This window comes from Salirhabdus sp. Marseille-P4669, assembly GCF_900240405.1.
Classification (GTDB): Bacteria; Bacillota; Bacilli; order Bacillales; family Alkalibacillaceae; genus OEQK01.
This window is the reverse complement of the sequence record NZ_OEQK01000007.1, coordinates 102477-121751: the sequence shown is the minus strand read 5'-3', so window position 1 is coordinate 121751 and position 19275 is coordinate 102477. Positions and strand designations below refer to the sequence as shown.

24 protein-coding genes and 1 riboswitch are annotated in these 19275 nt (G+C 37.7%); of the genes, 6 read left to right on the top strand and 18 right to left on the bottom strand.

Annotated elements, in window-relative coordinates:
* Positions 1–675: 675 nt before the first annotated feature.
* From C1A05_RS13880 to C1A05_RS13835, 10 genes are all read right to left on the bottom strand, one after another.
* Complete coding sequence (locus C1A05_RS13880; RefSeq protein WP_102028842.1) at positions 676–1335, bottom strand: TetR/AcrR family transcriptional regulator; 660 nt, start codon at positions 1333–1335, stop codon at positions 676–678.
* A gap of 32 nt (positions 1336–1367) precedes the next feature.
* The gene (locus C1A05_RS13875) at positions 1368–2393 is read right to left on the bottom strand and encodes an ABC transporter permease (RefSeq protein WP_102028841.1); all 1026 of its coding nucleotides are present in this window, start codon (positions 2391–2393) and stop codon (positions 1368–1370) included.
* A complete protein-coding gene (locus tag C1A05_RS13870; protein ID WP_102028840.1) occupies positions 2390–3112 on the bottom strand; it encodes an ABC transporter ATP-binding protein in 723 nt (240 codons plus the stop codon). Before C1A05_RS13870 ends, C1A05_RS13875 begins: the two co-directional genes overlap by 4 nt.
* 155 nt (positions 3113–3267) lie before the next feature.
* On the bottom strand, positions 3268–3906 hold the full coding sequence (locus tag C1A05_RS13865; RefSeq protein ID WP_102028839.1) for a response regulator: 639 nt from the start codon (positions 3904–3906) through the stop codon (positions 3268–3270).
* Between the two features lie 3 nt (positions 3907–3909).
* Positions 3910–5040 (bottom strand): GAF domain-containing sensor histidine kinase, encoded by a 1131-nt coding sequence (locus C1A05_RS13860; protein WP_102028838.1) that lies wholly within the window; start codon positions 5038–5040, stop codon positions 3910–3912.
* A gap of 29 nt (positions 5041–5069) precedes the next feature.
* Positions 5070–5420 carry a VOC family protein gene (locus tag C1A05_RS13855; RefSeq protein ID WP_102028837.1) on the bottom strand — a complete coding sequence of 117 codons (351 nt, stop codon included), beginning with the start codon at positions 5418–5420 and terminating at the stop codon, positions 5070–5072.
* Between the two features lie 13 nt (positions 5421–5433).
* Positions 5434–6453, bottom strand: coding sequence for an S-adenosylmethionine:tRNA ribosyltransferase-isomerase (locus tag C1A05_RS13850; protein WP_102028836.1), 1020 nt, complete (start codon positions 6451–6453; stop codon positions 5434–5436).
* Complete coding sequence (locus C1A05_RS13845; RefSeq protein WP_102028835.1) at positions 6450–7172, bottom strand: SDR family NAD(P)-dependent oxidoreductase; 723 nt, start codon at positions 7170–7172, stop codon at positions 6450–6452. Before C1A05_RS13845 ends, C1A05_RS13850 begins: the two co-directional genes overlap by 4 nt.
* Before the next feature lie 191 nt (positions 7173–7363).
* Complete coding sequence (locus tag C1A05_RS13840) at positions 7364–7738, bottom strand: J-domain-containing protein (protein WP_102028962.1); 375 nt, start codon at positions 7736–7738, stop codon at positions 7364–7366.
* Positions 7739–7783: 45 nt separating this feature from the next.
* Complete coding sequence (locus C1A05_RS13835) at positions 7784–8503, bottom strand: YkgJ family cysteine cluster protein (protein ID WP_102028834.1); 720 nt, start codon at positions 8501–8503, stop codon at positions 7784–7786.
* Positions 8504–8781: 278 nt separating this feature from the next.
* Here C1A05_RS13835 and C1A05_RS13830 point away from each other — a divergent pair, with 278 nt between their 5' ends.
* Together C1A05_RS13830 and mreBH are read left to right on the top strand one after the other, a co-directional pair.
* The gene (locus tag C1A05_RS13830) at positions 8782–8913 is read left to right on the top strand and encodes a DUF2639 domain-containing protein (RefSeq protein WP_102028833.1); all 132 of its coding nucleotides are present in this window, start codon (positions 8782–8784) and stop codon (positions 8911–8913) included.
* A 122-nt stretch (positions 8914–9035) separates the two neighbouring features.
* Positions 9036–10043 (top strand): rod-share determining protein MreBH, encoded by a 1008-nt coding sequence (gene mreBH / locus C1A05_RS13825; RefSeq protein ID WP_102028832.1) that lies wholly within the window; start codon positions 9036–9038, stop codon positions 10041–10043.
* Positions 10044–10147: 104 nt separating this feature from the next.
* Here the strand turns inward: mreBH and C1A05_RS13820 are convergent, their stop codons facing one another.
* Positions 10148–11071 (bottom strand): DMT family transporter, encoded by a 924-nt coding sequence (locus C1A05_RS13820; RefSeq protein ID WP_102028831.1) that lies wholly within the window; start codon positions 11069–11071, stop codon positions 10148–10150.
* A gap of 370 nt (positions 11072–11441) precedes the next feature.
* A riboswitch (cyclic di-GMP riboswitch) is annotated at positions 11442–11573 on the top strand.
* Between the two features lie 28 nt (positions 11574–11601).
* Between C1A05_RS13820 and C1A05_RS13815 the strand changes: the two genes are divergently transcribed.
* Together C1A05_RS13815 and C1A05_RS13810 are read left to right on the top strand one after the other, a co-directional pair.
* Positions 11602–11733 carry an anti-repressor SinI family protein gene (locus C1A05_RS13815; RefSeq protein WP_102028830.1) on the top strand — a complete coding sequence of 44 codons (132 nt, stop codon included), beginning with the start codon at positions 11602–11604 and terminating at the stop codon, positions 11731–11733.
* Positions 11734–11857: 124 nt separating this feature from the next.
* Positions 11858–12187 carry a helix-turn-helix domain-containing protein gene (locus C1A05_RS13810; RefSeq protein WP_102028829.1) on the top strand — a complete coding sequence of 110 codons (330 nt, stop codon included), beginning with the start codon at positions 11858–11860 and terminating at the stop codon, positions 12185–12187.
* 29 nt (positions 12188–12216) lie between these two features.
* Here C1A05_RS13810 and C1A05_RS13805 read toward each other — a convergent pair whose 3' ends face one another.
* Complete coding sequence (locus C1A05_RS13805) at positions 12217–12660, bottom strand: VanZ family protein (protein ID WP_159462079.1); 444 nt, start codon at positions 12658–12660, stop codon at positions 12217–12219.
* A 389-nt stretch (positions 12661–13049) separates the two neighbouring features.
* Between C1A05_RS13805 and C1A05_RS13800 the strand changes: the two genes are divergently transcribed.
* Complete coding sequence (locus tag C1A05_RS13800; RefSeq protein ID WP_102028827.1) at positions 13050–13886, top strand: hypothetical protein; 837 nt, start codon at positions 13050–13052, stop codon at positions 13884–13886.
* 2 nt (positions 13887–13888) lie between these two features.
* Positions 13889–14062 (top strand): hypothetical protein, encoded by a 174-nt coding sequence (locus tag C1A05_RS18080; RefSeq protein ID WP_159462078.1) that lies wholly within the window; start codon positions 13889–13891, stop codon positions 14060–14062.
* A gap of 115 nt (positions 14063–14177) precedes the next feature.
* On the opposite strand, the gene C1A05_RS13795 is transcribed toward C1A05_RS18080, so the two are convergent.
* From C1A05_RS13795 to C1A05_RS13780, 6 genes are all read right to left on the bottom strand, one after another.
* Positions 14178–14648 (bottom strand): spore coat protein, encoded by a 471-nt coding sequence (locus C1A05_RS13795; protein ID WP_102028826.1) that lies wholly within the window; start codon positions 14646–14648, stop codon positions 14178–14180.
* Complete coding sequence (locus tag C1A05_RS13790) at positions 14648–14941, bottom strand: hypothetical protein (RefSeq protein WP_102028825.1); 294 nt, start codon at positions 14939–14941, stop codon at positions 14648–14650. Before C1A05_RS13790 ends, C1A05_RS13795 begins: the two co-directional genes overlap by 1 nt.
* A gap of 197 nt (positions 14942–15138) precedes the next feature.
* The gene (gene pepV, locus C1A05_RS13785; protein WP_102028824.1) at positions 15139–16542 is read right to left on the bottom strand and encodes a dipeptidase PepV; all 1404 of its coding nucleotides are present in this window, start codon (positions 16540–16542) and stop codon (positions 15139–15141) included.
* A gap of 91 nt (positions 16543–16633) precedes the next feature.
* Positions 16634–16777, bottom strand: coding sequence for a hypothetical protein (locus tag C1A05_RS18075; RefSeq protein WP_159462077.1), 144 nt, complete (start codon positions 16775–16777; stop codon positions 16634–16636).
* The gene (locus tag C1A05_RS18070) at positions 16774–16920 is read right to left on the bottom strand and encodes a hypothetical protein (protein WP_159462076.1); all 147 of its coding nucleotides are present in this window, start codon (positions 16918–16920) and stop codon (positions 16774–16776) included. Before C1A05_RS18070 ends, C1A05_RS18075 begins: the two co-directional genes overlap by 4 nt.
* A 118-nt stretch (positions 16921–17038) precedes the next feature.
* Positions 17039–19144 carry an MMPL family transporter gene (locus C1A05_RS13780; protein ID WP_102028823.1) on the bottom strand — a complete coding sequence of 702 codons (2106 nt, stop codon included), beginning with the start codon at positions 19142–19144 and terminating at the stop codon, positions 17039–17041.
* Positions 19145–19275: the final 131 nt, after the last annotated feature.

Below are 19275 nucleotides of genomic sequence, written 5' to 3'. Positions count from 1 at the left end.
TTGTCGAATAAAAACAGTCCTTGTGCTGAGGGCTGTTTTTTTATTTGCCGGTGATTTTTTTGTTTCAAATCTTGTTTCTTATGTATCATCAGAACTCGGATATGTTTCATCTGGTTGGCTTTATGTTTCATGAATTTACGTTTATGTTCCAGTGTTCATTTTATGTTTCATTGAATAGCTTTTATGCATCATGTTCCTCCGTTTTTGTTCCACCGCATCTACTTTATGTTTCACAAACCCAGTTTTATGTCCCAGCACTACCCCTTTGTTCCACCGCACGCACTTTATGCATCATAATCCTCCGTTTTTGTTCCACCGCACGCGATTTATGTTTCACAAACCCAGTTTTATGTCCCAGCACTACCCCTTTGTTCCACCGCATGCACTTTATGCATCATAATCCTCCGTTTTTGTTCCACCGCACCCACTTTATGTTTCACAAACCCAGTTTTATGTCCCAGCACTACCCCTTTGTTCCAGCTCACGCACTTTATTCATCATGTTCCTCCGTTTTTGTTCCACCGCACCCGCTTTATGTTTCACAAACCCAGTTTTATGTCCCAGCACTATCCTCTTGTACCAGCACTACCCTCTTGTCCCAACATCCTCCTTGTCGCAACCCAAGCACTCCCAATCACCCAAAAAAAGCACATGGGCCCAAGCCCACATGCTTCATCAAATCTCTTTTAATCCATTTCGAACAAATTGGATTGTATATTCAATTTCCTTCTCATCATCCCACGGATAATCTGGCATTATGATAAAGCGTGTTACTAAAAAACCGATTATGGTAGTCATCGTAAGTCGTAGTACCGTGGCGGCTGGAAAATCAGCTATCTGATTTTGCTTTTGAAAATGTTCTACTGCCGCTTGGAATTTTGGTAGAACTTTAGTCACGAATACCGTTTTAAAGCTTTCCCGAATTTCGGAATGGTACGCCATTTCCTGAAGTAATATTTTAATTAGAGGAGCATTACTTTTCACAAATTCAAAGCGATTTTTTATTAAAATTTTTAATAAGCCTTCAATATCCTCAAGGTTCTCATCATGAAATACTTCATTTAAAAACTTTTCTGCAAAAAATGGAACAGCAAATTTAGATATTACAGGTAACACGATGGATATGAGCAAATCCTTTTTCGTTTTGTAATGCCGGAAAATGGTTCCTTCAGCTACCCCTGCTCGCTTTGCAATTTCACTTGTTGATGTTGCCGCAAAGCCTTTTTCAGAAAATATTTCAATTGCTGCTTGAACAATTTTCGCCTGCTTTGGTGTCAATTCCTTTTCTGTAACTTCCATTAAATCTTTTATAAATTCTTTATCGAGCTGACCCATTTTCGATCTCCTCTCAAAGCCTCTATCTATTGTTATAACCTACGATGTTTCTTTAATGCAAGAATATTGAGGACAAAGAATAAAGCTGCAAACCCGATAATGACTGCTAATTCAGACCAAATATCCCATAAATCCTTTCCTTTTATCATCACTTGCTGCATTGCTTCTGCTCCATAGGTGAGAGGCATAAACTTACTTAGCATTTGTAGCCAATCTGCCATTGTTTCCAAATTAAAGATACCTGAAAAGAATACTTGTGGGAGGATAACCAACGGAATAAACTGCATCATTTGGAATTCGTTATTTGCAAAGGCTGATAAAAGAGTAGCAAGGGTTAAGGCTGTTATCGCTAATAAAAACGTAACAATTAGTAATTGCCAAAAGTCCCCCACCATCCAAACGTCTAGAACATAAACTGCATACGCCACAATAATAAGCGATTGAATAATTGTAAAGATTCCAAAGCCAACTAAATATCCGGTTACGATATGCCAACGCTTTATCGGTGTGGATAATAGCTTTTCTAGGGTTCCTTGCGTCCGTTCTCTTAAAAAGGAAATGCCACCGATAATGAACACAAAGAAAAAGACAAAAAATCCAATCAGAACCGAACCGACTTGGTCAAATAAATTTAAATTTTGCGAACCATAATAATATTCCACTGATGGTTTTACAGAAGGGTGATTCGTTATAGTGCTAAATGCAGACTGAATGGCTTTCATTACTGCAGCATTTGCTGTTGGATCACTCCCTTCTAAAATTATTTTGGGCTCCATTCCGGTTACTGTTAAAAATGCATCCAGTTCCCCTGCTTGAAAGGCTGACGTTGCTTCCACTTCTGACATTTGGACAACATCTTCCTCTAGTTCTGCATGTAAAGCTTCCTCTATTGGAGGTGGGACGTTTTCTATCGCTACAATTGGCGTATAATCATCCCCATCTAATACGAGCCAAATAAGCGTTAACACTAAGATTGGTGCAATTACGAGAAGTGCTAAGGAACGCTTATCTCGTAAAAATTGCTTGATAATCCTCGTTACAACTGCACCTACATTCATTGTTCACGCCCCCCATATGCCAAAAATGCTTTTTCAATTGTAGAAACGCCTTGACTCACCTTTAATTTTTCTGGCGTATCGCAAGCAATGACATAGCCATCTCTTAACATTGCTAGACGATCACACTTCTCTGCTTCATCCATCACATGAGTTGTTACGACAATGGTCATCCCAGCATTTTTTAGCTTGTATAACTCATCCCAAATCGATTGACGAAGTACAGGGTCGATACCCACTGTAGGTTCGTCTAAGATTAATAGTTTTGGGTCGTGCATCAGTGACGCCGCTAACGACAATCTTCTTTTCATACCACCAGAATATTTCTGGACTTCCTTATTTACATGCTCGGTTAAATCGACGATTCGGAGCACTTTATCTATTGCTTGAACCCGTTCTTGCTTTCTTAATCCATAGATAGTTCCAAAAAAATGAAGATTTTCATTTGCTGATAACTCATGATACAAAGCGTCCGACTGAGCCATATATCCAATTGATTTCATAAGCTCAAGCGACGGAACCTTCTCTCCATCCACAAAGATTTCACCTTGATCTGCTTCTAAAATTCCAACTATCATTTTGACCAGTGTTGTTTTTCCAGCACCAGATGGCCCTAACAAACCAAAAATTTCACCTTTTTGAACAGATAAATGAATATCTTTTAATACCTGCTCCTTTCCAAAGGTATGGGCAACCCCTTTCACTTCAATCATTGTCGTCATATTTGTCGCTCCCCTCATCAATAGTGAGTGATTACTCACTTCAAGTAAAGCATATAAAACCATGTATGTAAAGTGAGTAATCACTCATTAATTTATATTTTTTAATCCAGCCGCCACCTTCCCCAAAACCAATAAAAAACTAGGTCCAAACCAACCTAGTTTTCTCCATCAACCATCCCATTTTTTACTGCATACAACGCTGCTTGGGTGCGATCACTTACACCTAATTTCGATAATAGATTTGAAACATGCGTTTTTACGGTCTTTTCTGTTATAAATAAGCTACTCGCAATCTCTTTATTGCTTTTTCCGTTGGCGATTTCCTTCAAAACATCCCGCTCTCGACGTGTTAAGGAATAAATCGTATTTTGCCGTTCCCGATTCATATTTGATAGGACTTGTGTCGTTGCCTTTGGGTGAAGCAAATTCTGACCGTTCATCACTTCTTTTATAGATCTAACAAGCTCATCTGGTTGCACATCTTTTAATTGATACCCAGTTGCACCTGCTTCCAGTGCAGGTATTACATGGTCTTGATCGGAAAAACTTGTGAGCACCAAAACTTTTATTTGCGGAAATTTCTTGACGATGACCTTCGTTGCTTCAATACCATTTAATTCTGGCATCATGATGTCCATTAAAATTACATCTGGCATTAGTTTTTCAGCAAGCTCAATCGCCTCCACCCCATTGGAGGCTTCACCTACCATCTCAATGTCAGCCTGTGTTTTCAGGAAAAACACAAGCCCTCGTCGCACAACATGATGATCATCTGCAATTAAAACTCGTACCATAGGTTAATCCCCCATCTGTAAAGGAATCTGTATGGAAATCCACGTTCCTTTTCCTTTCCTGCTTTTCAATTCAAAACTCCCACCTAAACGCTCTGCCCTTTGCTTCATACTTTTTAACCCTAAGGAAGGAAGCTCTAATGTAGCATCATAGTGAAAGCCTACTCCGTGATCATAAATCTTCATTTCTACCATTTTGTTATCTTTCTTCATCTCTAGAAAAATCTCATCGGTACCTGCATGCTTTTTGCAATTGGCCATTGCTTCTTGGCCTATTCTCCATAGTGCTTCCTCTATCCTTTGAGATAATCGAATCACGCCTTTTATGTGCTGATTTAATTGTAATCCTAGCACTTTGGCGTATTCGGTTAGCCCATGGATAATACCATTTTCCAATCCACTAGGGCGTAACTGCCAGATTAATCCTCGCATTTCCCCGAGAGCATCCTGGGCCAAATCCTGTATATATTGAAAGGTTTCCTTTTCCGTCTCTTTTTCTGCCATTTCTTTTCCTGCTCTTGCTGTTAAACTCAAGGAAAAGAGCAATTGATTAACCGAATCATGCAAATCCCTTGCCAGTCGGTTACGTTCTGCAATTAATGCCATTTCTTGCTCGGATTGTGTGAGCTTTATCCGTTTTAACGCTGTACCAATTTGATAAGCAATCGATTCCAGAAGTGCTAATTCTTCTGGTTCAAAGAACGTTTTATACGGTGAGCCTACATTTAGAACACCAAATCGCTCTTCACCTGCCATAAGTGGCACTGTCGCATGGTGTGTGATTCCTCCTGTGTCCTCACTCTTTTCTGCTATTGCTCTTTCAATCCGGTGACATTCAATAATATTGGATGCTTTCGTTAATTTCCCATTACGATATCGGTCGACACACCAGCAGTTTTTGCGGCGCATTCTTTTACATCCATTTTGAGAGAGGGCCGCTGGTAGTGACTCACTTGCTGCTAATTCATGCTTCCCTTCCTCATTCACTAAAAAAATCCATCCTGTCTGGAAACCTGTAACATGTAGTAACTTTTTTAGAACCTCAGATAAGACCGTTTTGATTTCAATTCCTTCATTTAATAACTCCGCGATTTCTTTTAAAATATGAATCTCTTCTTGTCGAAAGCTATTCCCCATTTTACCGCCCCTCTATTATCTTTCTTCTATTATATCATGTATTTTTCGCAACATTCTGTTTGTAAGAACTCCAATGTTTCACCTGAAGGGCTTTTGTAAAATACGGTTTTCCAACCATTTGGAAGACTATAGGGGCCTTCTATTTGTTCCATTCCGATTTTCATAAGATACTCGAAATCAACTACTTCAAAGCATATATGTGTCTTTTTGCTATCTTGACCTTCCACTAGTTCTAATCGCATCTTTCCATTGTGTAAAAAGACAAGCCTTTCCCCTAAAACCTCCATCGACATCTCCTCATGAAAATGGAGGTGTTGTATATAAAAGGATTTTGCAGCTGATAAGTCCGCGACTTCCAAGCCGAAATGATGAAATTTCAACAAGTCCGCCTCCTTATAAAATTAAATTCATATCCCCAAATTCATGCCATAAATATTCCTTACGTATTGCCTCTTCATAAGCATGAAATAATGATGACGGATCTAAAAAGGCAGACAGGAGCTCGAGATGGCTTGCTTTTGGTTCATGTAGACCTGTTAAAATTCCATCTACGATTTGCAGCTGAAAATCCCCTGAAATGTGTAAATTAGTCCAGCCGGCATTGATTTTTGTTTGGGCGTAGCTTTCTAATGCTCGAACAACCGTCGTACCTACTGCAATGACCCGTCCTTTTGCTTCCTTCGTTTTTTCAATATCTTGAATCGTTTGCCTTGCTATTTTATATTGCTCGGGATGGTTTTTCGGCGAGTGGTCCCATTTATCATCAAGCAGGTAGCTTAAGCCTGTATGCAATTGTAAATAGGCAATCTTAACACCCTTTTTCTGTAATTTGAATAACAGCTCGTAGCTAAGCGCCCTTCCAGCTGAGGGCATTTCTACTGAACCAGGATGATTGGCGAAAACGGTTTGATAATAGTCAAGCCCCCACTTTTCATCTATATATTCATATCGAATAGGCTCTCCTAGCTGATAAATAGATGCAAATAAAGACGTCCCTTTTTGCGAAAATCGTATTGTCTTAATCGGGGTTTGCTCCTGTTCCTTAATAACTTCACCGTACAGTTGATCCGAAAAAGATAACACATCTCCAACCTGCACATTTTCTGGGGTTACAATGAGTACATCCCATTGATCATCCCTTCGCATTGCTGCAAGCCGCACTTCGCACTCTGTATTCGTTCGATTTAAGGTTGCCTTTAACACTGCCGGTATCGTTCTACTATTGTTTAAAACGAGCATGTCTCCTGGTTTTACGTATTGATCAATAGCATAAAAGCAATCATGAATAATGTCATTTGTTTCTCTGTTTATGACCATCATCTTCACGTGGTCTCGACGAACGCCCCGTTTTTCTGGAGGATGGGACGCATTTAAGTAGGTTGGCAGGTGAAAATCAAACGCTTGTGCAATCATTCGATCACCTCCGTAAAGCGTTGTGCTTCCAACCGTTGCCCTGTGATTCCTTCTGATTGCTTTGAGGCAAGGTATAAAAATACATGTACTAAGTCGTCCGGATTTGCCAGTTCATAATCACAATCTGGTACAGCTAATGCATGCATTTCCGTATCCATTTCACCAGGGTCCACCATGTTTATTCGAATGTTCGTGTCGCTCAATTCATCTGCCCACGTTTCTGTTAATCCTTCGACGCCAAATTTTGAAATGCCATAAGCTCCCCAACCTGCATAGCCTGTATTTCCAGCTTCAGAAGTAACATTGATTATAGAACCTTCATTTCGTTCTAACATTATAGGCAAAACCTGTTTTGTAACCATAAATGGACTGATGGTGTTAACTTTTAAGACTTCTGCAAAATCTTCGTCAGGATAGTCTAATAAAAATGGAATCGGGCTAGGACCGAGGATGGAGGCATTGTTAATCAACACATCAATCTTGCCGAATTCCCATTTTGTCATGGATACAAATTTTTCTATATCATTAGGATTTGCAAGGTCTGCTTCAACTGCTAAAACCGTTGCACCGAATGCTTCAGCCTCATCCTTCACCTTTTGCAATGCTTCGTATCCTCTTGCACATATCGCAAGCTTTGCCTTTTCTTTAGCAAAGGCAAGTGCGAGTGCCTTCCCTAATCCTTTCGATGCTCCTGTAATCATTACTACCTTCTCTTCCATGGTCATCTTCCTTTCTTGATTTCTTATGTAAAGCTTATAAATTTTAAAGAACGAATTCGCCATGAAAAAGCAGTAAGTTTTTCTACAACTTTAGGCTGAGGTAACGGTTTGAGTGCTAAAAACACATTTTTTCACGATGCAGGTTAGCAAAGTGCAAAAAAAAACTAGACTAACAAGGTAGCCTAGTATTCTTACAATCCTATTCGTTTATTAATTTTTCCTTGGTAATTTCCAAAAGCTGATGATGAGGATATTTTGCGTTTTTCCATTAATGCTTGGAATCGAATGCTTTTCTCCGATAGCTGTCGTTTATAGTCTGCCTTCAAGGTTTCGTCTGCACACTGCAATAGCAGTTCTTCAAGGGTAGCCATTTCTTTTTTGATCTTCATTTCCTCTGGAAGCATGCCAGCATTTTTCATGATTTTATAAGATGCTCGCAATTCTTCCGGAATGCCTGATAAATCCTCGAGCTGTAGGGGCTTCCCTTTTCCAGGAAGATTATCTAAATCCCCCTTGTTTATTGCGGACTTAATCTTTTCTTCAGCAAGAATCCAACCAATATCCAAGACATCCACTCCTTCGACAAAATTCGGGTGGTGCCAGGCACCCACCTAAACCAACCACTCAGGCAAATAGCGATATACATACATGTCGTTCGGGTACTCGACGAATCCGGTGTCTCCTTCTTCGTACAGGTATTGTAGGAATTCGTTTAGTGCTCCCATATATTCATTATATAAAAACTCATAGCTAATTGGCTCTTTGGGCATTTGATTTTCTGCACAAACAGATGGATTTGTGTAGTTGACATACGTCCGACATGGAATAGGGCGAATTTCGTATGCCATACACTGGTTTGTATCTGTATTTAACATTGGACAAGGAATTTGCTTGGCAATATATTTCTTTTTAAAATCCGGATCCTCCTCATGGTCCAATGTTGTTAGTTCTTCAAGCTCTTTTCCATACTGTTCAAAATAGTTGCGTAGGTGCTTATGAATCCTAGTTTGACGTTCTTCTGGCATACGAGCAATCGCATTTTTCATTAATTTTGCTTCCATCTCATTAATAATGATAGGGAAATAACAGCAAAAAGCACAGCCCATTTGACAGGTTGGTTTCAGTTGAACTGCTTCTTCCATCTGTACAATTTCTTCACTAACAACCTCTAGCAGCTCTTGGAAGCTTCCTAGCAGTTTTTCATCAACAGTCAAATTTTCATTTGCCCATTTTTCGACTACCCGATAAAATTTCGCTTCATCTATTTCATATTTATCATTCAATTGTTCGCATTTCTGTTGTATTTCATCAAATGTTAAAAATGCATTCATTATTAAGCTCCTCTATTCTAGCTTTCTAGTAAACAGTATAGGCAAGCAAATTTTTAAGTAACCTTTTAAAATATTTATTTTACAGGGTTCACACTATTTCAGCAATGGAAACTGGTGGTTAAAGCAGATGCACTCTATCTTTGCATTTTCAAATTGTCATTTCCATGCGTATCAATTTCTATGTTCTATAAACCATTTGCAAGGAATAAAATTTTATTAAAATCTCATCCAAGAATTTATACAATGTGCTTCATTTTTAGAAAGAAAGGATGAATAACATGTACGTTGGTAGTAAAGGATGGTACGTAAATGAATTAAAAAAACTTGGCATTCACTATCATCAAGGAAAGAAAATTGAGGTCTACAAAGCACACGTATTAGCCAATTTACTTGAGGAAAAGAAAAAATAACCAGCTTTATTACAGGGAGACTTCTTCCTGTTATTTTTTTGTTAACATTATTTAATTTTTATATATACTAAAATAGTGGTAAACTAACAAAGAGTTAATACTGGATATGGAGGAAGTAAAATATGTTCTCATCTGCAGAAATTGGCATAGACCTCGGAACTGCTAATTTATTAATTTATACAAAAAATAAAGGTATCGTATATAATGAACCATCTGTTGTTGCTATTGATACAACGTCAAAAAATGTAATTGCAGTTGGTGAAGAAGCAAAACAAATGATTGGGAAGACACCTCAAAACATTATCCCCGTGCGTCCATTAAAAGATGGCGTAATTGCGGATTATGATGTAACCGCACAAATGTTGAAGGAAATGCTTCGAAAAGTAAGCAAAAAATTAGGACATTCCCTACGTAAGCCTTCTGTTGTCATTTGTGTTCCTACAGGTGCTACATCAGTAGAGCGACGCGCCATTCATAATGCGATTAAAGAGTACGGAGCGAAGTATGTTCATTTAATTGAAGAACCTATTGCAGCAGCTATTGGAGCTGGTCTTCCCGTAGAAGAGCCTACAGCAAACATGGTAGTAGATATCGGTGGTGGAACAAGTGAAGTTGCCATCATTTCCTTCGGTGGAATTGTATCTGCTCGAAGCGCACGTGTTGGTGGGGACAAAATGGACCAAGCCATTATTCAACATGTTCGAAGAGAGTACAACGTTTTAATAGGGGAACGCTCTGCTGAAACGGTGAAAATTCAAATTGGACATGCACTTGTGGATCATGCAGAAGAAACAATGGAAGTAAGAGGTCGGGATTTAGTAACAGGATTGCCGAAAACCATTACCTTATCTTCTACAGAAATTAAATCTGCCCTAAAAGAATCGTTAGAGCAAATTTTAGAAGCCATTCAAGAAACCTTAGAAAGCTGTCCTCCAGAATTAAGTGGAGACATCGTAGACCAAGGTATTACACTTACTGGTGGTGGCGCCCTACTTAAAGGTATGCAGGATTGGTTAGCAAGTGAACTTGATGTTCCTGTTCACATCGCACAAGATCCATTAGAGTGTGTGGCAATCGGTACTGGAAAATCATTAAAAATGATTAGCAAATTACAAAAAGCTTCTAAGTAAGCTTATCCAGTAGTTTTATATCGTTGAAGTGGGCTAACTATAGGATTAATGATTATCTTTTCTTAAACCACAACAAAGACGGATTCTATGAATCCGTCTTTTTCTTATACCTCAGCTTCTATATTCTGCTCATCTACCTTTTTCAGTGACTTCTTTTTCTTTTTCGTTGTTAGTAGTACACCAATTATAACAATTGCTCCCCCGACCAACTGTGAAACAATAATTTTCTCTCCCAAAAATAGGACGGCACCAACCGTTGTAAACACTGGTAGTAAATTTAAAAAGATCGATGCTGTTGATGCTCCTATATCTTGAACAGCCCGATTCCAAAACATTAACGCAATGATTGATGGAAATATCCCGAGATACAATAAACCGATAAAGCTTTTTATTGTTAATGGTGGATTCACTCCATTAATCCATTCTAGCAAAGCAAACGGAAATAACACGAGCACACCTAATCCCATCATAATCAATAAACTACCGTAAACAGGGAACTTAGAATTATGTTGTTTCACAATGATTGTATAGATGGACCATAATAGAACCGCAATCAACATAAAAATATCTCCAATGTTCATTTGCAGCGTTTGTATCATTTCCCATGACCCTTTCGAAATGACCCAAATGGCGCCAAACAAGGATAATAGCATCCCAAGCAATTGAAACCTATGTAATCGTTCCTTTAAGAAGAAGAACCCTAAAAGCACCGTAAAAATAGGAGTTGTCGCTTCTACAATTCCGGCATTTGTTGAGGATGTATAATTTAATGCTAAGTACACGAAAAAGTTAAATAAAATGATACCCGTTATACTCATTCCAACTAATGGTTTCCACTCTTTTTTATAAACAGCATGTGTTTCCCTTATCTGCCTAAGCCCGAGTGGAAGAAGCACAACAAATGCAATAAGCAGCCTACAAAAAGTAACGGTGATTGGGGATAAGTCACTGATTGCCTTCCCTACCAATAGATTTCCAGCATAAATTATGACTGTTACGAGTAATAAAACATATGATTTAGCGAACATGAAATCACGACCTTTTTATACACTTTATCTTTAATGGAGCGTATTCCCATTATTACAGAAATATCTTTATTTTTCTAATTGTAAGAATGATGAAATCTACAGTCTTATACTACTTTATACTTATCAAGCGAAAATAATAAAAATGTATCGACAATATTAACCCTACTATTTACCTATAATCCTATTCCATCAAAATGTGTGTAATTCCTTGTCACATAAGGAATTACGCGTTTAATCAGAGATTATTTCATTACACCCTTTTTCTATAAAAAGGGCAGATTTTGTTGCAAAATTCCTAGTTTAAGCCGACATATTGTAACAGACTTTTCCTAATTTTTCCTCTAAAATAAAGAAACAAAATACATAAGAAAAAGAAAAAAGGCAAACTCATTGAAAAATGGGGACGCAAAGTCACAGGTCTAAGGTTTTAGAAATATAAAAAAACGCCCTATTAAAACTAATGATAGCTGGCGAAAAAAGCTAGGACGGCTGGACTACCTGATACACTAGTATTTAGGAGGGGAATACGGGTGAAAAAAAAGGTCGAGCATACCTTGGATCAGGAATGGTTACTTCTTATTAAAGAGGCCAAAAATTTAGGAATGAGCAAAGAGGAAGTCAAAGTATTTTTATTAGAAAAAGCACAAAAAAATAAAGTATAAGGTTATTTCACATGTGATTTTTTTGAAATCACATGTTTTTTTGTTCTAAAGTGTTCATGATTACTAACAACCCCTTCTCAATATGCTATAATTAGCCTATCAAAATAAGCAAGGAGGGTTCGTATTGATTGGTGAACGAATAAAAAAGCTTCGATTACAGAAAAAAATGTCTCTATCTGAGCTTGCGGAACAAGCTGGTGTAGCAAAATCATACTTAAGTTCAATTGAGCGGAACCTACAATCAAACCCTTCTATCCAGTTCTTAGAAAAGGTCTCATCTGTTTTAGGTGTTTCCGTTAATACTTTTTTACATGATGAAACAAACATAACAGATATGGAACAATTAGATGCTGACTGGGTAAGGCTTGTACAAGAAGCGATGAACTCCGGCGTATCAAAAGAAGAGTTTAAGGAATTTTTAGCGTTTACGAAATGGAAATTAAATAAGCAGTAATGGGCTTCTATTTGTTTAGAAAGCCCTTTTTACGATTCACTACCTCTAGGATTAGACCTTTTCTTTACGATCTTAAAAATTAGATATCCTAACAATGCCCCAATCGTGTTAAGTAAAATATCATCTACATCAAAGCTTCCTAATCGTAGTAATAACTGTAATGATTCCAAAATGGTAATACAAAACATAAAAACGACTAAGAAGGAAAGTAGGTGCTGCAGTTTCGGAAAAACAGTAGGTAGCAAAAGTCCGAATGGCACAAATACACCAATATTCCCAGCAAGGTTAATAAGCCAAGTCCATAATGGAAAGTGGTCATAATAGGTAAAGTATAAGCTAATTGTCTGAAACGGAATAAAATTATATTTATACTCTTCAGATGGAATTCTAGAAAAGCCTGAGAACCCAATAAACATCGAGTAGATCAAAAGCAGCGTATAGAAATATAATAGAAAGCCGGAGACTCTCTTCAAGTGGACCACCCCCTTCATGCATTATAACATGTAAAATATTGAATATTTTTTCAAATTTGTGAGGATATTTTTTTGTAAACTTAATATACTGATGAGTAGGAAATGAAGAAGGAGGTGCTTTCTGCATTATTAACAAAATTAATTCAAGCACCAAAAGTAAGTGGGAAAGCATTTCTCCGAAGACCGTTCAAGAAGCCAAAGTAAAAATTAAGGGTAAAGCACATACATTTTCTATAGTAGAGATTCATGAACGTATTCCGTATATCCATCCGCCTACGAAATAAGTTGGTAAAAAGGGGGTAATATTTCCCCTTTTTACAAAGAAATGTATTTTTTCACCCCACCTTTTGTTAATATTTATGTAATTAAAGACAAGATGGGGTGGTGGAATGGCATTTCGAAAGCACCTTAGTATTGGTAACATATCGAGCATTTTAGGAATTGTTAGCTTTATTATCGCCGCAATTACCCTTTCAAAAGAACATCTACATCTTGTTACAAGCACCATACTATTCCCCTTCACCGAGAAACTCAATCCAGGTATAGAAGGCTCTCGTTTCATTCATTGGCTGGTAATTACCTTAGCACTAATTATTTATATTCTGTTTTTTACGGGAATGATGAAATTGTTAATGAAAAGAGGTAAACAACAACACCTACATATAATATGCCAAGAAGAAATAGCTGTAATGTTAGATGCTATTGATGCAAGCTCCGAATTAGATATAAATGAAAAGATACTAAAGTTTATGAATACGTTTGATAAAGAAGTTGCAAACATATTCCAACTAGATCCAGATGACTTAAAAAGCTTATGGGTTTTTCAACTTAAGAGTGAAGAATATGCCCTGTATTTCGATAATGACCCAGCCTATACCGTTGAGGAAGATGAAAAAAGTTATTTAATGATTGTAGACTTAGACGAGAAGTCGGAACCTTCAGAGGAAGAAAAACGAATTATCCAGTGGGCATTACGGCAGCCAAATCCGCAATTTTGGGATGATCGAATTAAGGAAAACTTTAAGGGGAAGCATCGTGAGTTTGTTTTTGTACGAAATTATGGTGATTTTAGACTAGGATATGCTATACTATTTAAAGAAGAGGGTAAAATTACCAAACAAAAACTAGAGCACTTTGAAAGTGCATCCTCCTATTTAATGTTGTTAGGAAAGATTGATAATCTTACAACAAAAATGATTCAATACTTGCTAGAAAAGGTGGTATAACGATGTCGTTGAAAGCGAAACAAATCTCATACGTTAACCAGAATATATCTGTCACCACCCTAGAAACGGATACGAAAGTACCCCCAGCTAAATATGAAACAGGTTTTAAAAAGGTTAATTCAAAGTCGGCTAAGCTCATTTTACAAACTAGAGGAAGAGCTAGACGATTCGTATAAAAAATAATAAGATCGTATAGAAAAATTGCCAACTCCCTATTAATAGGAGTTGGCATTTATATTAAAAGGAGTGTACATAGGGTTGGGGTTTGCGATTTCCAAAAGAAACTAACCTTTATAGAATATCAAGCTGGATGAGTAAAGCAAATAGAATTTGAAGCAATACTTGCAGGGAAACGGCAACGTCTGTATCTCTTGTTTGTACTTCTACATCTTGGCTGCCTTCAATAACGATATGCTGTCTATTCACTTGGTCTATTCCAGTACGCTGTAACAACTCGTGTGTTACAGATTCAGCTCGGTCTCCATCTGCAATAGAAATATTGATAACAATTGCAATCGCAACCTGGATTGCTGCTTGTAAGGATACACCTACTTGCGTATCAGAAGTTCGTACATGAACATTGCAAGAATCTCTTACCTCAATTGTTTCAAAGGATCCTTGATTGATGTCATTTACTTGTGCGTTATCTTGCTGAATTCCATCATTATGATTGTCTCGTCTGCATCTATTTCCCAAATCGTTACGAAAATCATCTCTGTAGCCATAGTAATCTCCCGCTACATTATTTCTTCTTTTTGCCATTATGAATCACGCTCCTTTTTTTTCTTATTTAATAGCATTCGAAGAGGACTATCTTCAGATAAAACCTGTTTCACTTGTTCTTCAGAGCCTTCCATATCTTCTCCACTAGAATATTGATTTACTAAGTCTTCTAGGTTCTTAGCGATGTTTCTCAATTCTTCTTTTTGCTCCTCTGGTAGATTATTAAGCTTCGTTTTATCATCCTTAACTTGATGCTTTCTTAGCACACTAGCTACTGTTACAGATGCTAGGTTTTTGGAGAGGTTGGAAAGTTCTTTGTTGAAATCTTTCATTTGCTTCACTCCTTTTTACCTTTCTACACTATTACTATATTGTATAAATCTATTATTGCGTGGGCTGTCCCCTATTCTATTAAAAATAGGCGAAAAACGTTGATAGATACTAGACTAGAAGGATCGTACACTAGTAAAACACATAGAAATAGCCTACTATAAACGTTATCTGCTTATAGTAAGCTTTTTCCTTACCTCTATTTTGCTAATTCATATATAGCTCTCGCGTAGATAGCGGTTGCTTTAACTAGGTCTTCCACCTCTATATACTCATCCTGTTGATGGGCTGTCATTTCTTTTCCGGGGAAACTAGCACCATATGCCACGCCTTTTTCCATAAACCTAGCATATGTTCCGCCACCAGTGGATAGAAGCGTTGGATGGTCACCCGTTTCCTCTTGATATGCCTTTTGCAGCGCAAGTATCATAGGATCCTCACCACTAACATGGTGGGGCTTGGATTGTCGATATTCCGCTACTACTAATCCTTGTTCTTCAACTCGCTTATAAAGTTTATCTTTTGTGCTTTCATAATTTGTAGTTACTGGACATCGTATATTTAAAAATGCCCCCACTTCTCCATCCTTTTCAAATTGGATTTTACCTGGATTAACTGTTAAGGAACCTGTAATATCATCGCGATAGGAAATACCTAGACCTTCACCTTCAAAATCATTATGTAATTCCGCTACAAAGCCGAGAAACGTTTTAGCAGCCTCTTGTACGTTTAGGGTTCTAAGAAAGCTAGCTAAAATCGTTCCTGCATTTTTCCCCACGTGTGGTTCCATACCGTGTGCAGACTTACCAAAGACAACTAGTTCAATTGCTTCTCCGTTTTCTTTCCACTCGTAATTTACTTTTTCCTGAACACCAAAGCGTTCAAAGGATGATTTTACGTTTCCAAAATTACCAGACAAAATCGCTGTCGCCTTTTCGGGGACCATATTGATCCGACTCCCTGCTTGGAATGAGATTAGCTCATACTCATAGGCTCTGGATTTTTCTACAGTTGGAACGGTAACCTTCACATTCATTTGACCCTTTTCGGCATGGATAATGGGGAAATCTGCATCAGGTGCAAAGCCTACTTTCGGCATGGTTTCCTTTTCTTGATAATACCTCATACAGCTCATGCCACTTTCTTCATCTGTACCAAAAATGATTCTTACATTTTTGCGAATCGGTAGTCCAAGCTCTTTCACTATTTTCAATCCATAAAAGGCAGCCATTGTCGGTCCTTTATCATCAATGGCTCCTCTTGCAAAAATTTTCCCATCTCGCATAGTTGGCTCAAATGGAGGACTTGTCCAATCCCCTGTTGCTGGCACAACATCTACATGACACAGAATTCCTATCGTATCAGCACTTTCGTTGTTACCATATTGACCATGCCCCGCATATCCATCTACATCTTTTGTATCTAGACCGATTCGCTTCGAAAGCTCTAACACATAATCCAATGCCTCCCCAACTTTTTCCCCCATTGGACTTTGTTTTGATGCTGTTGTTTCATCTTTGACACTCTCAATCTTTAAGAGACCAAATAAATCATCTAAAAGCTGATCCTTTCTAGCTAGCACTTCCTCATACCAATTAACCATTATCTCACCTCATAATCGATTCATAGTCACGACTTAAGCTTAACAAAAAATGAAAAAGACAACTTAAGAAAAGTTAACTAAGCTGTCTCTTTTAAGGTTTATTGTGATTAGAAGAAGATAACTTTTTTATATTCTCATTTCTTTCGCCACCATCGGAAAGCTCCTCGGAAAACGGATGTGACTCTCTATCCTTTGATAGTCTATCAGGATCACGCCTGCTCTTCTTATTGCTCATTCTTCATCACCTGTATCGTTTAAATACGTATTTTCACCTGGAACAAAAGAAACATTGGTTAAGCTTTCGTCTCCTTTTAAAGAATTCATTTGCTCCCTATCAAACGGCTTTTCCTGCTTAGTATTATTGTTTTTCTTATCCATTCTACCATTTCCTCCTCATGATTGTTTAACGTGTAGTATACGTACTCTACAAATTTTTAAACGTGTAAATTGGAAAAAAGATACCAACTACTAGAAGTTGATATCTTTTCAAAAAGGTTCACGAGCCCTGTTCTATATTTTCTTTATCCTTCTCTAGCATAACAATTAACGCCGGCATTAATACGCCTCTAATTAAGAATGTATCCAATAGTATACCAATGGCTACAATAAACCCAAATACAAATAGAATTTGAATTGGTTGTGTCATGAGAACAGCAAATGTTGCTGCAAGAATAAGACCAGCTGAGGAAATAACTCCCCCCGTTTTTGCTACTGCAATCTCTACTGCTTCCTTAACAGCATGTTTTTTGCGTTCTTCCAAGTATCTAGAAATTAAAATAATATTATAGTCTATTCCGAGCGCTACGAGAAACACAAATGAATATAGAGGTACTCGATTACTAATAGACTCTATATCGAAGAATACGTCCGTCAAGAACATTCCTAGTCCTAATGCAGCTAGGAACGAAAGTAAAATGGTTCCCATCATATAAATCGGCATTTTAATAGAACGAGTTAAGAAGAATAGCATGGCGAGAATTAATATCGTTTCTAACACAACCACGACAATTAAATCTCGATTGTTTACAGAACGGTCATCGATTTGCGTAGCTGTTTCACCTGCAAAGTAAAGCTTCCCTTCTAAACTGCTTTCTGCCACTAGTTTATCAGCATCCTCCATCATTCCTTCTAACGCATCCATGGTTTCGATTGCATATGGACTTTCTTCAAACGTTACACTGTATTGAACAGCATTACCCGAAACAGCATTGATTTGTACATTACGAACAAGTGGCTGTGCTTGTAACGTTGTTAATATCGCTTGTTGATCCTTCTCTGACACCTCTGATTTTGCCTCAAATAGAACAGTAGTTGGAGCTAAGTCCCCTTTTGCAAACTGCTCCTCCAAAACCTCATAGCCTTCTCTCGATGGCATATCTTCAGGGAAAGACTTTATCGTATCAAAGGAGTAGGTCATATGGAATACATTACTTGCGGAAACAAGTAAAATAATACCCATTGCGATAGCAGAAAAAGCTGGCTTTCGAACAACAAATTTTCCAATCTTATGCCAAATTGTAGTTTTGTCTTCCGTTCCATCTCCAACCTTTGGAATTTTCGGCCAGAAGGATTTTCTACCAAATAGCGTAAATAGCGCTGGTACTAGGGTAATAGATGAAATCATCACAACAAACATAGTTGTACCAAAAATAGGGGCAAAGTTTTGATAATCCCCAAACTCGGCAAAAAATAAAACAAGCATTGCAGCTAACACCGTACCACCAGAATAAAATACAGGTGTGCCAGTCTCTCTCATTGCGTATCTCATCGATTCAAACTTACTCTCATGCTTTTTCAATTCTTCTCGATATCGGGAGAAGACAAACAAAGAATAATCAATAACAGCTGCAAAAAGCAAAATGGACATAATGGATAACGATTGACTTGCGAGCGGTAACCCTGCTGCTCCAAACAATCCAAGTATTTGATTCACGACACCATACACAAACCCTGCTGCTAATAACGGAATAAGCGCAAGTAATGGGGAACGATAAATGATAATTAATAATATTAAAATTAAGCCAACTGTAGATAAAATTAATACAATATCAGCGCGACTAAATAAATTTACCGTATCTACTGCTATACCGGCAGGACCAGTAATGGTTACGCTTAAATTCTTACCTTGCTCCGATATTTTTGTAACTTGTTCTAGACTAACCTCTAAGGCATCGATTTCCATATTGGAATCAAAGCCAAACGGAACCACTCCCGTTGTTCTATCCTCCGATAAAAAGCTAGCCACTGCTTCTGGTGGAATTTGTTCAAACGGTATAATTTGCTGTAGCCCCTCTACCTTTTCCGGCGTAAGCTCTACAAGCTTGTTATAAAGCTCTTCTGGATTGATTTCACCTTCATCAGATTGATAAACAAGTAGTGCAGGCAAATAATCTGCCCCTTCAAAGTATTGATCGATTTTATTTTGTGCAATAACCGACTTCGCATCATCCGGCAAAGAATCTACACTTCCTACCTTATAATCACTTGCACCCGGTGTAAAAACCATCAGTAAGGTCATAACCATTAACCAGGATACGAGTGTGATCCACATTCCCTTTTTCGTCGTTACAGCATCTGTAATTATACGAATTCCTTTTCTCATCTAATTCACTCCTTTATAGTGACAGTAGTGTCACTTTGAATATAAAGTAAATCTACAACCTCGTGTAGATTTTTGTTTTATATTTTTCCCCCAATCCTTGAATATCATCTTGCTTACGATGAATCGAGTAC

Bases quoted from the DNA above. Each gene is read 5' to 3' on its own strand.
- C1A05_RS13880 (WP_102028842.1), bottom strand. From the start codon at position 1,335: ATGGGTCAGCTCGATAAAGAATTTATAAAAGATTTAATGGAAGTTACA.
- C1A05_RS13875 (WP_102028841.1), bottom strand. From the start codon at position 2,393: ATGAATGTAGGTGCAGTTGTAACGAGGATTATCAAGCAATTTTTACGA.
- C1A05_RS13870 (WP_102028840.1), bottom strand. From the start codon at position 3,112: ATGACGACAATGATTGAAGTGAAAGGGGTTGCCCATACCTTTGGAAAG.
- C1A05_RS13865 (WP_102028839.1), bottom strand. From the start codon at position 3,906: ATGGTACGAGTTTTAATTGCAGATGATCATCATGTTGTGCGACGAGGG.
- C1A05_RS13860 (WP_102028838.1), bottom strand. From the start codon at position 5,040: ATGGGGAATAGCTTTCGACAAGAAGAGATTCATATTTTAAAAGAAATC.
- C1A05_RS13850 (WP_102028836.1), bottom strand. From the start codon at position 6,453: ATGATTGCACAAGCGTTTGATTTTCACCTGCCAACCTACTTAAATGCG.
- C1A05_RS13845 (WP_102028835.1), bottom strand. From the start codon at position 7,172: ATGGAAGAGAAGGTAGTAATGATTACAGGAGCATCGAAAGGATTAGGG.
- C1A05_RS13835 (WP_102028834.1), bottom strand. From the start codon at position 8,503: ATGAATGCATTTTTAACATTTGATGAAATACAACAGAAATGCGAACAA.
- C1A05_RS13830 (WP_102028833.1), top strand. From the start codon at position 8,782: ATGTACGTTGGTAGTAAAGGATGGTACGTAAATGAATTAAAAAAACTT.
- mreBH (WP_102028832.1), top strand. From the start codon at position 9,036: ATGTTCTCATCTGCAGAAATTGGCATAGACCTCGGAACTGCTAATTTA.
- C1A05_RS13820 (WP_102028831.1), bottom strand. From the start codon at position 11,071: ATGTTCGCTAAATCATATGTTTTATTACTCGTAACAGTCATAATTTAT.
- C1A05_RS13800 (WP_102028827.1), top strand. From the start codon at position 13,050: ATGGCATTTCGAAAGCACCTTAGTATTGGTAACATATCGAGCATTTTA.
- C1A05_RS18080 (WP_159462078.1), top strand. From the start codon at position 13,889: ATGTCGTTGAAAGCGAAACAAATCTCATACGTTAACCAGAATATATCT.
- C1A05_RS13795 (WP_102028826.1), bottom strand. From the start codon at position 14,648: ATGGCAAAAAGAAGAAATAATGTAGCGGGAGATTACTATGGCTACAGA.
- C1A05_RS13790 (WP_102028825.1), bottom strand. From the start codon at position 14,941: ATGAAAGATTTCAACAAAGAACTTTCCAACCTCTCCAAAAACCTAGCA.
- pepV (WP_102028824.1), bottom strand. From the start codon at position 16,542: ATGGTTAATTGGTATGAGGAAGTGCTAGCTAGAAAGGATCAGCTTTTA.
- C1A05_RS18075 (WP_159462077.1), bottom strand. From the start codon at position 16,777: ATGAGCAATAAGAAGAGCAGGCGTGATCCTGATAGACTATCAAAGGAT.
- C1A05_RS18070 (WP_159462076.1), bottom strand. From the start codon at position 16,920: ATGGATAAGAAAAACAATAATACTAAGCAGGAAAAGCCGTTTGATAGG.
- C1A05_RS13780 (WP_102028823.1), bottom strand. From the start codon at position 19,144: ATGAGAAAAGGAATTCGTATAATTACAGATGCTGTAACGACGAAAAAG.